General features: G+C 63.6%; 11 protein-coding genes. 5 read left to right on the top strand and 6 right to left on the bottom strand.

Features of this window, described 5'->3' with window-relative positions:
* The first annotated feature begins 23 nt into the window (after window positions 1-23).
* The 4 genes from NKJ72_RS04050 (at window position 24) to pdeM (ending at window position 4,568) form a co-directional block, all read left to right on the top strand.
* Complete coding sequence (locus tag NKJ72_RS04050) at window positions 24-374, top strand: MarR family winged helix-turn-helix transcriptional regulator (RefSeq protein ID WP_023676939.1); 351 nt, start codon at window positions 24-26, stop codon at window positions 372-374.
* 30 nt (window positions 375-404) lie between these two features.
* On the top strand, window positions 405-1,265 hold the full coding sequence (locus NKJ72_RS04045) for a C40 family peptidase (protein ID WP_352475950.1): 861 nt from the start codon (window positions 405-407) through the stop codon (window positions 1,263-1,265).
* Between the two features lie 67 nt (window positions 1,266-1,332).
* Window positions 1,333-3,855 (top strand): ligase-associated DNA damage response DEXH box helicase, encoded by a 2,523-nt coding sequence (locus tag NKJ72_RS04040; protein WP_352475949.1) that lies wholly within the window; start codon window positions 1,333-1,335, stop codon window positions 3,853-3,855.
* A complete protein-coding gene (pdeM, locus tag NKJ72_RS04035) occupies window positions 3,852-4,568 on the top strand; it encodes a ligase-associated DNA damage response endonuclease PdeM (RefSeq protein ID WP_352475948.1) in 717 nt (238 codons plus the stop codon). The genes NKJ72_RS04040 and pdeM overlap by 4 nt, the downstream gene beginning before the upstream one ends.
* 2 nt (window positions 4,569-4,570) lie before the next feature.
* On the opposite strand, the gene NKJ72_RS04030 is transcribed toward pdeM, so the two are convergent.
* The 3 genes from NKJ72_RS04030 to NKJ72_RS04020 are packed head-to-tail and all read right to left on the bottom strand — an operon-like array spanning window position 4,571 to window position 9,181.
* Window positions 4,571-5,506: a dimethyl sulfoxide reductase anchor subunit family protein gene (locus NKJ72_RS04030; RefSeq protein ID WP_352475947.1), complete on the bottom strand. Its 936-nt coding sequence runs from the start codon at window positions 5,504-5,506 to the stop codon at window positions 4,571-4,573.
* Between the two features lie 10 nt (window positions 5,507-5,516).
* On the bottom strand, window positions 5,517-6,251 hold the full coding sequence (locus tag NKJ72_RS04025; RefSeq protein ID WP_352475946.1) for a 4Fe-4S dicluster domain-containing protein: 735 nt from the start codon (window positions 6,249-6,251) through the stop codon (window positions 5,517-5,519).
* On the bottom strand, window positions 6,248-9,181 hold the full coding sequence (locus tag NKJ72_RS04020; RefSeq protein WP_352475945.1) for a molybdopterin oxidoreductase family protein: 2,934 nt from the start codon (window positions 9,179-9,181) through the stop codon (window positions 6,248-6,250). The genes NKJ72_RS04025 and NKJ72_RS04020 overlap by 4 nt, the downstream gene beginning before the upstream one ends.
* A gap of 279 nt (window positions 9,182-9,460) precedes the next feature.
* On the opposite strand from NKJ72_RS04020, the gene NKJ72_RS04015 reads away from it, so the two are divergent.
* Window positions 9,461-10,363, top strand: a complete 903-nt coding sequence (locus tag NKJ72_RS04015; RefSeq protein ID WP_352475944.1) for a LysR substrate-binding domain-containing protein — start codon at window positions 9,461-9,463, stop codon at window positions 10,361-10,363.
* A gap of 5 nt (window positions 10,364-10,368) precedes the next feature.
* Here NKJ72_RS04015 and NKJ72_RS04010 read toward each other — a convergent pair whose 3' ends face one another.
* From NKJ72_RS04010 to NKJ72_RS04000, 3 genes are all read right to left on the bottom strand, one after another.
* A complete protein-coding gene (locus tag NKJ72_RS04010) occupies window positions 10,369-11,625 on the bottom strand; it encodes an Hsp70 family protein (protein WP_352475943.1) in 1,257 nt (418 codons plus the stop codon).
* A 109-nt stretch (window positions 11,626-11,734) separates the two neighbouring features.
* A complete protein-coding gene (locus NKJ72_RS04005; RefSeq protein WP_352475942.1) occupies window positions 11,735-12,526 on the bottom strand; it encodes a TIGR02186 family protein in 792 nt (263 codons plus the stop codon).
* Window positions 12,526-13,449: a sulfite exporter TauE/SafE family protein gene (locus NKJ72_RS04000; RefSeq protein ID WP_254816309.1), complete on the bottom strand. Its 924-nt coding sequence runs from the start codon at window positions 13,447-13,449 to the stop codon at window positions 12,526-12,528. The genes NKJ72_RS04005 and NKJ72_RS04000 overlap by 1 nt, the downstream gene beginning before the upstream one ends.
* Between the last annotated feature and the right edge of the window lie 154 nt (window positions 13,450-13,603).

The following is a 13,603-nucleotide window of genomic DNA, read 5'->3' as shown; positions in this document are numbered from 1 at the left end:
CAATTTTCAGTCATGCTGGACGGATGTCGATTATCATGCGTCCAAGCCAGGCCTTGCGACTATGGCAACAGGTGGTGTTATCCGAGGTGCGTGACGACGCGCCCGATCTCACCATGCGCCAGACGGCGATCCTGTTCACCATCTATCTCGATCCGCCGCCACACACGGTGCGGGGGTTAGCCGCCCGCCTCAACGTCACCAAGCCGGTGATCACCCGTGCGCTCGATACGATGGGGGCGCTGAAACTGGTGTCGCGCCACCGCGACGAGCTCGACAAGCGCAACGTGCTGGTCAGGCGCACAGTAGAAGGCGCGCTCTTTGTCGAGCGCTTTGGCGATGTTATCATTGCCAGAGCCCAAGAGTTGCCCATTTGAACGAGTTGCCCATTTGAACGAGTTGCCGATTTGACCGCCAGGGATGCCCGCCTCCATGCCTTCCGCTCCGATCTCGCCGACGCCAGGCTGAAAGGCGAGGTTTCCGCCGACCGTTTCGTCGCCGGCCGGCCGGCTCGCATATCAGCCTCCGTCGCTGACATCCGCAGGGCGCCGCGGCCGGACGCCGGCGTCGATACCCAGCTTCTGTTCGGCGAAGACGTCCTCGTCTTCGAGAACGTTGGGGGCTGGGCCTGGATACAGGCCGAGCGCGACGGCTACGTCGGCTATGTCGCCGACACTGTGCTGGGCGGTCGGGACCATGCGGCCACGCATGTTGTCTCGGTGCCGCGCACTTTCCTGTATCCGGGACCGGATTTGCGGTTCCCGGTGAGCGGGGAGCTCTCGATGGGGTCATTGGTGGCGGTGACGGGCTCAGCGGAAACGCGCGGCACGCATTATGCTCTGCTGCCGTCCGGCCAGGCGGTCATCTCGGGTCATCTCAGGCCTGTCGCCGAGTTTGCCCCCGACTACGTCGCGGTCGCCGAGTCGTTTCTCGGCACGCCCTACCTGTGGGGTGGCGTCTCCGGATTCGGCATCGATTGTTCCGGTCTCGTGCAACTTGCAATGCACATGGCTGGCAGGCAAGTGCTGCGCGACACCGACATGCAGGCGGCGACCGTCGGTGAACCGCTCGATCCCGGGCCGGATTTTGCCGGGTTGCGGCGCGGCGACCTGGTCTTCTGGAAAGGCCACGTCGCGATCATGACGGATCCGGAGACCATGATCCACGCCAACGGCCACACCATGCTGGTGTCGCGCGAAGGACTGAGGGAGGCGGTCGCCCGTATCGGTTATCTCTATGGCGGCCCGACCGGGTTTCGCCGGCCCTAACGCGAATCGATCACCTTTTGTTCTGATTCTGCTTGGCGATTGCGCGTCGCCGCGCTACCTCTGGCACGTGACAGAGCAGCCGCGCCTTGCCCAACAGAATGCCGCCGTCGTCCTGCCCGAGCCATTCGTCAAATGGTTTGCGGAAAAGGGCTGGTCGCCGCGCGCCCACCAGATCGATTTGCTGGCCAAAGCCCAGGACGGGCAGTCGGTATTGCTGATCGCCCCGACCGGCGCCGGCAAGACGCTGGCCGGGTTCTTGCCATCGCTGACCGAACTGGCCGGCCGACCGAGGAGAAGGCCGGGGCAGGCGCATCGAGGCATCCATACACTCTACATCTCGCCGCTGAAGGCGCTGGCCGTCGACATCGAGCGCAATCTCGGCAAACCCGTCGCAGAAATCGGGCTGCCGGTCACCGTCGAGACGCGCACCGGTGACACGCCCGCACACAAGCGCCAGCGGCAGAAGCTGGCGCCGCCCGACATTCTCCTGACCACGCCCGAGCAACTGGCGCTGCTGATTGCCGCGCCCGATGCCAGGCGCTTCTTCGAGGACCTGCGCTATGTCGTGCTCGACGAATTACATTCGCTGGTGACCTCGAAGCGCGGGCATCTCCTGTCGCTCGGGCTGGCCCGGCTGCGCTCGTTTGTGCCCGCCCTGCAGACGATAGGCCTGTCGGCGACGGTCGCCGAGCCCGACGAATTGCGGCGGTGGCTGGTCAGCCAGAATCCACCAGGGCCGATGGCCGAACTGATCGTCGTCACCGGCGGGGCCAAGCCAGACATCTCCATTCTCGATTCGGAGGAGCGCGTGCCGTGGGCGGGACATTCGGCCCGTTATGCAACGCCGGAGATCTACAACGAGATCAAGCGCCACAAGACAACCCTGCTGTTCGTCAACACACGCAGCCAGGCGGAGCTGCTGTTCCAGGAGTTGTGGCGGGTCAACGAGGACACATTGCCGATCGCGCTGCATCACGGTTCGCTCGATGTCGCCCAGCGCCGGCGCGTCGAAAAGGCGATGGGCGAGAATGCCTTGCGTGCGATCGTCGCCACCTCGACGCTCGACCTCGGCATCGACTGGGGCGATGTCGACCTGGTCGTCCATGTCGGCGCGCCGAAAGGTGCCAGCCGGCTGGCGCAGCGCATCGGCCGCGCCAACCACCGTATGGACGAACCGTCCAAGGCGATCCTGATTCCGGCCAACCGCTTCGAGGTGCTGGAATGCAGGGCGGCGCTCGATGCCAATTATCTCGGTGCCCAGGATACGCCACCGCTGGTCAATGGCGGGCTCGACGTGCTGGCGCAGCATGTGCTGGGCTGTGCCTGCGGCGCTCCGTTCCATGCCGATGCGCTGTTTGAGGAAGTGCGGATGGCAGCACCCTACGCCGATCTCGATCGGCCGACATTCGATCGCGTCATCGATTTCGTCGCCACCGGCGGCTATGCGCTGAAGAACTACGAACGCTACGCCCGTATTCGTCTCAACAAGGACGGGCTGTGGCGGGTCTCAAATCCTCGCGTCGCCCAGCAATACCGGCTCAATGTCGGCACCATCATCGAAGTGCCGGCGCTCAACGTCCGCTACGTCCAGCCCGGCAGCAGAGGCGCGGCTTCGCGTGGCGGCCGGGTTCTGGGCAAGATCGAGGAGGCGTTCCTCGAAACGCTGACGCATGGCGACACCTTCATGTTCGCCGGCAAGGTGCTGCGCTTCGAAGGTATCCGCGATAATGAGTGCTTCGTTTCGAATGCACCCGGCAGCGACGCCAAGGTCCCGTATTACGGTGGTGGCAAATTCCCGCTTTCGACGTACCTGGCCGAACAGGTCCGCGCCATGCTGGACGATCCGCAGCGCTGGAAGAAACTGCCGGAGCAGGTCGCCGACTGGCTACGTTTCCAGGCCGACAAGTCGGTGCTGCCGAAACGCGACGATCTGCTGATCGAGACTTTTCCGCGCGGCAACCGCTACTATCTGGTGGCCTATCCGTTCGAGGGCAGGCTGGCGCACCAGACGCTCGGCATGCTGCTCACCCGCCGCCTCGACAGAGCGGGGGCCAAGCCGCTCGGCTTCGTCGCCACCGACTATGCGCTTGCCATATGGTCGCTTGCCGATATGGGCCGGATGTTCAGGGCGAAGAAACCGTCGCTGGCAGCGCTCTTCGATGAGGACATGCTGGGCGACGACCTCGAAGCCTGGCTCGCTGGCAGTTGGTTGTTGAAGCGCACCTTTCGCAATTGCGCGCTGATCTCGGGATTGATCGAGAAACGCCACCCGGGCCAAGAGAAGAGCGGCCGCCAGGTGACCGTGTCGACGGATCTCATCTACGACGTGCTGCGCAGCCATGAGCCTGACCATATCCTGCTGCAGGCGACGCGTGCCGACGCCGCGACCGGTCTGCTGGATGTCAGCAGACTTGCCGAGATGCTCTCGCGCGTCCAGGGTCGAATCATGCATAAGAACCTCGAGCAAATATCGCCGCTCGCCGTGCCGATCATGCTCGAGATCGGCAAAATGCCGGTGCACGGCGAGGCCGATGACACGCTGCTGATGGATGCAGCCACGCTGGTCGAGGAGGCCATGGGGACGAAATGACTGTCGCGCTGGCCATGGCTGCACCTCTGGCGGAGGTAGGCTCTGTCGATATCGCCGGCGAACGCGCGGTCTGCGACCGCCGCGGCGTGCTCTACTTTCCCGAATTTCGGCTTCTGGCCGTGTCCGATCTGCATCTGGAAAAAGGCTCCTCGCTGGCCAGGCGCGGCACGCTGGTTCCCCCTTACGACACCGGAGCCACGTTACTCCGCTTGCAAGCGGTAATCGCCGACTACCAGCCTTCGATCGTCATCAGCCTGGGGGACAGTTTTCACGATGGCGGCGGCGCCGCGCGCATGCACGCAAGCTTTCGCGAAAGGCTGGAAGGGGTGATGGTAGGGCGCGACTGGTTCTGGGTCACCGGCAATCATGATCCTGAAGCACCGGCCGACCTGCCCGGCGAGACCGTGCGCGAATTGGCCATCGGCTCTCTGCTCTTCCGGCACGAGCCTTCGGCGGTAAGGGTGGAGGGCGAGATATCAGGCCATCTGCATCCTTGCGCCCGCATCGTGCAGCAAGGCCGCTCGGTGCGGCGGCGCTGCTTTGCCGGCGATGGTGGCCGCATGATCATGCCGGCCTTCGGCGCCTATACCGGCTCGCTCAATCTGCTTGATCGCGCCTATGCCGGGCTGTTCCGCCGCGAAACGCTGATGGCCTACATGCTTGGCACCGAACGCATCTTCGCGATTTCCCACGCGATGCTCAGGCCGGGCTGAACCTACCTTCCGTAGTACAAGGTGACGGTGTGCTTGGCCTCGGCGAAGAACAGCCAGCGCTCGACCAGCATGCCGGCGAGCTGGGCGATTGCGGCGAGCATCGACGAAACCGCCGCATAGGGCCACGGCAAGGCGAACGCCGCGACCAACAGCAACGCAGGCAAAGCAAAGGCGAGCACCTGCGTGATCTGGCGTAGCCGCACGCTGTGCTTGCGCGCGATGCGGAAACCCATCTCCTTGAGCAAGTAGTTTTCCTCGGTATGCGGCCATTCCATCGACCGCACCGTGCCGCCGGCCAGACCCGTCGCCGAGTTGGCGGTGGTCGGGATTTCCAGCCGGTCGTTATGCCGCCAGGTCGCCAGCTTCCAGCCCCAGCCGAGCACGGTCAGCAATAGGGCAGCCGCGAGAAGCGTATTCGAGCCGACGGCAAAACCCTGCAGCAGCGCATTGAGCAGCACGCAGCCGGTCATTGCCGAAAAGATCAGATAGCCGGGCAGGGTGAAGCGGCTGTGCCATTGGGCGATAGGCTTCAACGACGCGTAGATCATGCCGGTGGTGCAGACGGTTGCGACCGCGCCGATGGCAGCGAGCAGCCCGGCGACAGCCACCCAGCCGCTCGTACGGCCGAGGACCACCCAGCCAGTACCGAACAGTCCCGCCGGGATGAAGGTCGCAACCGACGCAACGCCTTCGCGTGACAGCCAGGAGCTTCGCCATTGCGAGAAGGCACGCCAGGCGCGTTCGGGACGGCCGAGATGGCCGGCCGACGACAGCAGGCCTGCCGAGATCAGGCCAAGCGCCAGCCCCATGCCGGTGAGGCCAAGCCAGAAATCGGGCGGGATAAAGCCCTGTCCGGCGAGCACGCCAAGGAGTGCGAGCAGGCTGTAACCGGCGCCCGTGGCGGTGGTGAAAAAGACGACGGAAAATGCTGGATGCATGAGACGCGGGTTAGTTCGAAAGCATGCGGTCGACCCAGCCGAGGAAGCCGCCTTCGGCCCGCACCGCTTCAAGCGCCGGCGCCGGCACCGATGCGGCGCGGGTGGTGTGGGCACGTGGCGGCAGATATTTGTTGGTCGGCTTATAGCCCATTTCCGGCATCAGATCGACACCGCCGCGCTCGGCCACCAGTTGCGAGATAGCCGATGCCGGATCGCCCAGATCGCCGAAATGCCGCGCGCTGGTCGGGCAAGCAGCGACGCAGGCCGGCACGCGATCTTCTTCCGCCAGATTGTCGTTGTAGATACGGTCGACGCACAGCGTGCATTTCTTCATCACGCCGACATCGGTGTCGAACTCGCGCGCGCCATAAGGGCAGGCCCAGCTGCACAATTTGCAGCCGATGCACTTGTCCTCGTCGACCAGCACAATGCCGTCCGAGGCCCGTTTGTAGGAGGCGCCGGTCGGGCATACGGTGACACAGGCCGGTGTCTCGCAATGCAGACAGGAGCGCGGGAAATTGACTGTGCGCCCACCCATCTCAGTCATGTGCTCATAGCTGTGCACGCGGTTGAACCAGACCCCGTCGGCGTCGCCGCCATAAGGATCGATGTCGGTCAGCGGCGCCGTGTGGCCGCCGGTGTTCCATTCCTTGCAGGCGGTGACGCAGGCCTGACAGCCGACGCAGGTGTCGAGATCGATGACGAGGCCGAGCTTCTTGTCGGTTTGGGCGGGAAGGCAGGTCATGGTCTGGCAGCTTCTCTTTCCCGGCGGAACTCTGCGCCGAAAGTGAGCTTGTCGGGCGAGGGTTCGAAATGCGGTGGCTGCCGGAACCGCTCGAACTGCGGCTCGGTGAAGCCGGCTTCCTCGGCCGCGCATTTGACGATGCGCACGCGCAGGTCGAACCACGCCGCCTGGCCGGTCACCGGATCGGAATTCGAATAGCGTTTGCCGCTGGCATCGGCGGAGGTCTGGTCGCCGATGATGTGGTTGAGCAGGAAGCCGCGATTGGATTCGGCCGCGTCGTCCTTGAGCCCCCAGCTGCCGCGACGCTTGCCGATCGCATTCCACGTCCACACCGTATCGGCGTTGACGCCGTCGACCAGCTTGACCTGTCCTTTGACCTTGCCGTTGATGCTCTCGATCCATACCCAGTCGTCATCGACAAGCCCGAGGCTGGCGGCGGTCCGGTGATGCACGAACAGCCGGTTCTGGCTGGTGATCTGCCTTAGCCAGGCATTCTGCGAGCCCCAGGAATGATACATGTGCATTGGCCGCTGCGTCAGCGCGTGCAGCGGATAGGCTTGGCTGTCAACCGCAGTCTCTTCGAAGGGCGCATACCAGAACGGCAGCGGATCCATATAGGTCTCGATGCGGCTACGCTCGGCTTCCGGCGGCAGCACCCGGCCATGGCCGCGTGCCGCCAGGCGGAAGCGCTGCATCGGCTCGGAATAGAGTTGGAACACGATCGGCTCGGCTTTCGGGGTGAAGCCCATGCTCTCCGCGAAGTCGAGATAGGAGCGGTTGGCCATCTTGTAGTAGCGCTGATCGGCCGCGAAATCCTGGTGCCAGAAGCCGCCATTGTCGATGTAGCGCTGCAACTGGTCGGGATTGACGTCGCCCTTGCCGACCAAGGTCCCGTCCTTGCCGCGCCAGCCGGCGAGTGGACCGACACCTGGCGTACGCTCGTGATTGACGATGTAGTCGGCATAGTCGCGGTATTTGGCGGAGCCGTCGTCATCGACGAAACCGGGCAGACCGAGCCGCGCGCCGAGTTCGATCAGCACCGTCTGGAACGGCCTGACGTCGCGGTCCGGCTCGACGACGGGGTGGCGGATGGCGTCGCCCGGACCGTCGGCGTGGCTGATCGGCCGGTCGAGCAGACTGATACAGTCATGACGCTCGAGATAGGTCGTGTCCGGCAGCACCAGATCCGCAAAAGGCACGGTCTCGGAATAATAAGCGTCGGAATAGATGATGAACGGGATCTTGTACTCGCCCGCCGCATCGATATCGGTCAGCATCGCCATCGTCTCGACCGTATTCATCGACGAGTTCCAGGCCATGTTGGACATGTACATGAACAGAGTGTCGATCTTGTAGGGATCGCCTGCCCAGGCGTTACGGATGACCGTGTGCATGAGCCCATGGGCGGCCAGCGGCGCGTCCCAGGAGTATGCCTTGTCGATACGAACAGGCCTGCTGCCTTCATCGATCAGCAGGTCCTCAGGTCCGCAGACGAAGCCGAGCGGCATGCCTTTGAGCGGTGTCATCGGCTTCACATTCTTGCCGGCGGGCTTTGGACCCGGCGGCGCGGACCGCGGATAAGGCGGTTTGAAGCGGAAGCCGCCCGGCACGTCCACCGTGCCGAGAAGCACCTGAAGCAGATGAATGGCGCGGCAAGTGTGAAACCCGTTCGAATGGGCCGAGATGCCGCGCATCGCATGCATCGACACCGGCCGACCCTTGATGGTCTTGTGCCGGCGGCCGGCCCAGTCCGTCCAGGCCACCGGCAGTTCGATTTGCTGTTCGAAGGCGACATGAGCGAGTTCTGCAGCAATGCGTCGGATCGTGTCGGCGGAGATGCCGCACCGATCAGCGACGGCGTCGGGTGAATAGCACTCGTCCAGATAGCGGTCGGCGACGAGTTGGAAGACCGGCACGCAGCGGCGGCCGTCGACGAGAACGCTGCCGGTCAGTGCGGGCTTTGCGTCGGTATCGCCGGCGTCGACAGGCGTCTTCGCCACCCTGTCCCAAGCCAGCGGATTGCCGTCGCAGTCGCGCATGAACAGCCCGTCATCGGCGGCTCCAGGCTCCTGAATGACCAGGATGTGGGCGTTGGTGTAGCGCAAGAGGTAGTCGAGATCGACGCGCCCTGCCTTCAGCAATTCGTGGATGAGGGCGAACACAAACAGGCCGTCGGTGCCGGGCCGGATGCCGATCCAGTCGTCGGCAATCGCGTTGTAGCCGGTGCGGCAGGGATTGATTGAAACCACCTTGGCGCCGCGCGCCTTGAGCTTGCCGAGGCCGATCTTGATCGGATTGGAATCATGGTCTTCGGCAACCCCGAACAGCATGAAATACTTGGTGTTGTCCCAGTCGGGCTCGCCGAACTCCCAGAACGAGCCGCCAATCGTGTAGAGGCCGCCGGCTGCCATGTTCACCGAGCAGAAACCGCCATGGGCTGCGAAGTTCGGCGTGCCGAACTGGCTCGCCCACCAACCGGTCAGCGATTGCGACTGGTCGCGGCCGGTGAAGAAGGCGAGTTTCTTCGGATCGGTCTGGCGGATGTTCGAAAGCCGTTCTGTCGCGAGCGACAAAGCTTCCTCCCACTCGATCTCGCGGAACTCGCCCGAGCCGCGCAGTCCGGTGCGCAGCAATGGTTTCGTCAGCCGGGCCGGGCTGTAATGCTGCATGATGCCGGCGCTGCCTTTGCCGCACAGCACGCCGCGATTGACCGGATGATCCTTGTTGCCGTTGATGTAGCGGACCTTGCCGTCTTTGATATGGACGTCGATGCCGCAGCGGCAGGCGCACATATAGCAGGTGGTCTTGGCGATGCTGTCGGAGACATCAGGCGAAGTATCGACGCCGTCGCGTTCAGCGGGCGCTCGCGTATCGGCAAGCGGCCGTTGTGATGGTGCCGAATTGGCTCCGCGCAGCAGGTTGTTGGTCATGATCCGGTGATGCTCTTGCGCTCCGCGAACTTGGCTCTCGTCTTCGGGCCTGGGCCGCGCATGTAATGCTCTTCCGGCCGATAGCGTTCACCCAAGAGCCGCCGCCGCAGGCTGCGGGTCCAGTGCGCAAACACGGATTTGAACCGCCCCACCAATTCTACCCTCGACTGCTCTGGCGCGACTTTCTTCCAATTTCGAGCCAAAATTTAGAACAAAGCGACCGATCCGTCTAACAACTTGCTCTTGTAATTCCAATCGGATTTGCTTCTTAGTGTCGGAATGACCCTGGACCAGTTGCGGATCTTCGTCGCCGTCGCCGAACGGGCGCACATGACCAAAGCGGCCGAGTTGCTGGGCATCTCACAGTCGGCCGCATCCGCCGCGATCCGCTCGCTCGAACAGCAGCATGGCGTCCAGTTGTTCAACCGCGTCGGCCGCAACATCGAGCTCGCCGAAACCGGACGCCGATTCTTGCCCGAGGCCAAGGCGGTCCTCGAGCGGGCTGCGGCCGCCCACAACGTGCTGGAGCATGTCTCGCAAACGATCACCGGCAGTCTCTCGATCGCTGCCAGCCAGACCATTGCCAGCTATTGGCTGCCGCGCCGGCTCGCCTCTTTCCACGAAGCCTATCCTGCCGTCAGGCTGAGCGTGAGCATTGGCAACACCAGGCAGGTCGAGACCGATGTACTTGATGGCGCAGCCGATTTTGGCCTGGTCGAGGGGCGCACCGAATCCGACATTTTGCGGCGTGCCAAGGTCGATATCGATCGCATGATGCTGGTCGTGGCGCGCTCGCACCCTGAGATCGCGGAAGTTTCGCCTGGACATCCCGACCTTGGCGGGCTTCGCTGGATCATTCGCGAAGGCGGGTCGGGCACGCGCGAGGCGCTGGAGGACCTTGCCCGACGCGACGGGATTTCGTTCGCGGACCTGCAGATATTCCTGGTATTGCCGAGCAATGAGGCTATTCGCCAGGCGGTCGAGGCCGGCGCCGGCGCCAGCATCATCTCGGAACTCGTCGTCGCCCGCGCGGTCGCCGAAGGTAGCCTACGTTCTGTGCCGGTCGATCTGCCGAAGCGCGAATTTGCCATGATCACGCATCGCGACCGGCAGCCGAGCCTAGCCCAGATGGCGCTCAAGGCGCATCTTGGCGGCAAAGCTGAGAGACTCGCGCCGCTTTAAGCCGATCAGCCGAACTTCCGCTGCGCGTCGAGCGCCAGCCCAAGCCCGACCGAGCCGAACACATCACCTTGGATTACCGACGCCTGCGGCACCAGCGCCAGGATCCGCTGCCTGGCCAGCGGGATCGCGGTCGATCCGCCGGTCAAGAACACCGCGGTGATGTCCGAGGCCTTCACCTGTGCGTCGCGGATGGTCTGCTCGACTGTAGCCGCAACACGCTCAATGTCCCTGGCTATGGTGGCTTCGAGACCCTTGCGCGTGATTTCTGCCGTGAACCTCACCTCTGGCAGCGCGACCTCGACATCGGCCGACGAACGGTCCGTCAGCTCGATCTTGGCCTTTTCGACCAGCGCCGCCAGCGCGTGGCCGTAACGATGCTCGACGATGTGGATGAAGCGGTCGACCAGGTCTGCGCGCTCCGCCTCATAGCGGATCTGGCGCAGGTGCGTCATCGCCCTCGCGATATAGACCAGGTTGATGCGCTGCCACGTCGCCAGATCGATGAAGTAGCTCGCCGGCAGATTACGTTTGCCATCCTTGGTCAGTGAGAGATAGCCGAGCTGCGGCATCACATGCGCGATGCTCAACAGCCGGTCGAAGTCGGTGCCGCCGATGTGGATGCCGCGGCTGGCCAGGATGTCGTCCTTGCGGTCAAGCGAGCGGGCGCGCTCGGGCGAGACGCGCACGATGGAGAAGTCGGACGTGCCGCCGCCCATGTCGACGATCAGCGCCAGTTCCTCGCGCGTCACCTTTTGTTCGTAGTCGAGTGCCGCGGCAATCGGTTCGAACTGGAAGGCGATGTGCTTGAAGCCGTGGGCACGAGCGGCATTTTCGAGTTCGTGCTCCGCCTTCGCGTCAGCCTGGGCATCGTCGTCGACGAACTGCACGGGCCGTCCCAGCACGACGCTATCGACCGCGTCATGGGCTTCTTCTTCCAGCTTCTTTTTCAGATGGCCGACGAACAGGCCGACAATCTCCATGAAGCCGATCGAGCGCGCCTTGATGCGTGTCTTTTCGTGGGCGAGCGAGCTGCCGAGCACACTCTTCAACGAGCGCATCAGGCGGCCTTCGATACTGTCCGTATAGTTGGCAAGGGCGCGTCGCCCGAAATAGGTGCGGTTGTCCTCGAAATTGAAAAATACCGCACTGGGCAGCGTGACCTGGCCGTCTTCCAACGCCACCAGCCTCGGCTGCCCGTTCCTGACCACACTTACGGTGGAATTCGAAGTGCCGAAGTCGATCCCGGCGAATGCTGGTCGCATCGTGCGTTCCTGTATTTCTGATTTGGGGAGCAGCAGCTCGTGTCCGGTCGGGCCCGGGGGTCGCGGTCTAACCCATACCCTCGGAAAGGGAAACCACTTTTACGAGAGTTCAGTCTTTCCTGAAGACCAGTCTTCCGAGCCAGCCTGTCAGCATGGCCAGCGATACGGCAAAGACACCGTAGAGGAACGAGTAGTCGTGGGCGACGCGGAAGATCGACTGTTCGAAACCGGACTTGCGGATTTCGAGCTGGGCGGAGCTTTCCTTGATGAACAGGCCGCTCTTGAATAGGAAGGCGCGGGCCTTATGGGTGCCGACCGGAACGTTTGGGGCGAGCCTGACTGTGGCGCGGAACAGGTTCTGCGACAGGAACTGCACACCCCCGACATTCTCGCTGTAGAGGCCGGTCGCCGCCTTGCGTTCGCGCAGCGCGGCGGTGAACTCCTCGATTGTGGCCGGGCTGTCGCCGGCGTCGGCCGGCTGCAAATAGAGGTTCGAGGCGCCAAGCGACAGCTGCTTGTAGCTGTTGGGATCGGTGACGTCCTGCAGCGGCCGCGTCGTCGCCACCGAATAGGAGACAGGTACGTTTTTGAAGGTCTCCGACTCCAGATTGACCCAGACGCCGAGCACCCGGTCCTTGCGGCGCACGACGACCGGTCGGGCCGGGCCTTCCAGCACGACGATCACGTCGTAGCGCCCTTGCCGCGCGACAAGCGGATCCGCATTTTCCAGCGAGCCGAAGATGGTCAGGTCGGCGCCGGAAAAGCCGGCGGTAATCGAGACATTGTCGGTCGAAAGGCCGATCTGGATATTTTCGGTCAGAAGCGCCTGCGCCTTCGCCGGCGGCGCAGCCGCCAGCAGCGACAGCAAGGCGGCGGCCGCGAGCGTCCTGAAGCCAGCCATCAGCTCAGGCCCACGCCGGACAGCGAATAGAGATTGGGTGGCGTGACGAAGAGATCGATGGCAAGCCGGATGGCGACCGCCAGCACCAGCAGCGCCAGCAGCGCCCTGAGTTGCTCGCCCCGCAGCCGCTGACCGGCCTTGGCGCCATATTGCGCGCCGGCGACGCCGCCTGCCATCAACAGGAAAGCGAGCATGACGTCGACCGTCTGGTTGGTGGTGGCGTGGACCAGCGTGGTGTAGGCCGAGGTGAAGATGATCTGGAACAGCGAGGTGCCGATGACGACGTTGGTCGGCACTTTCAAAAGGTAGATCAGGGCCGGCACCATGATGAAGCCGCCGCCGACGCCCATGATCGACGACAGGAAGCCAATCGCCGCGCCCAGCCCAAGCACCGGAATGACGCTGACGAAGAGCTTCGAGGCCCTGAACCGCATCTTCAGGGGCAGGCGGTGGATCCAATTGTGCTGGCCGGATTTCTTCAAGACCGGTGCGGCGCCGCTGCGAGTGGCGCGCAATGCGTTGACACTCTCGACGAGCATCAGTCCGCCGACAGTGCCGAGCAGCACGACGTAGAGCAGCGAGATAAACAGGTCGAGCTGGCCGAGCCGGCGCAGGAGCGCAAAGACATAGATACCACCGGTCGAGCCGACGATGCCGCCGCCTAAAAGCACGCCGCCAAGCTTGAAGTCGAGCGTGCCGCGCTTCATGTGCGACAGGGCGCCGGAGAAGGAGGAAGCGATGACCTGGTTGGCGCCGGTGGCGACCGCGATTGCCGGCGGTATGTTGTAGAAGATCAGCAGCGGCGTAATGAGAAAGCCGCCGCCCACGCCGAACATGCCCGACAGGAAACCCACCGCCGCACCCATGGCCAGCAGCACGAAGATGTTGACGGAAATTTCCGCGATCGGGAGATAGATGCCCACCCGTCAGTCTCGATCAGTTTGCCTCCTGGCGAATGCAACCGTTGCGGGCATTTTGCGCTAAAAGGCTATTTCGTTCTTGCGCCGGCCGGGCGGTGAAGTCAAACTTCGCCGCGCCGCCGAAACAAAAAACAACTCAATCAGTTAACAGGCAAAT

This window comes from Mesorhizobium sp. M0045 (assembly GCF_040323385.1).
In the GTDB taxonomy this organism is placed as follows: domain Bacteria; phylum Pseudomonadota; class Alphaproteobacteria; order Rhizobiales; family Rhizobiaceae; genus Mesorhizobium.
The sequence above is the reverse complement of the archived record's forward strand: the minus strand, read 5'-3'. Positions and strand labels throughout refer to the sequence as shown.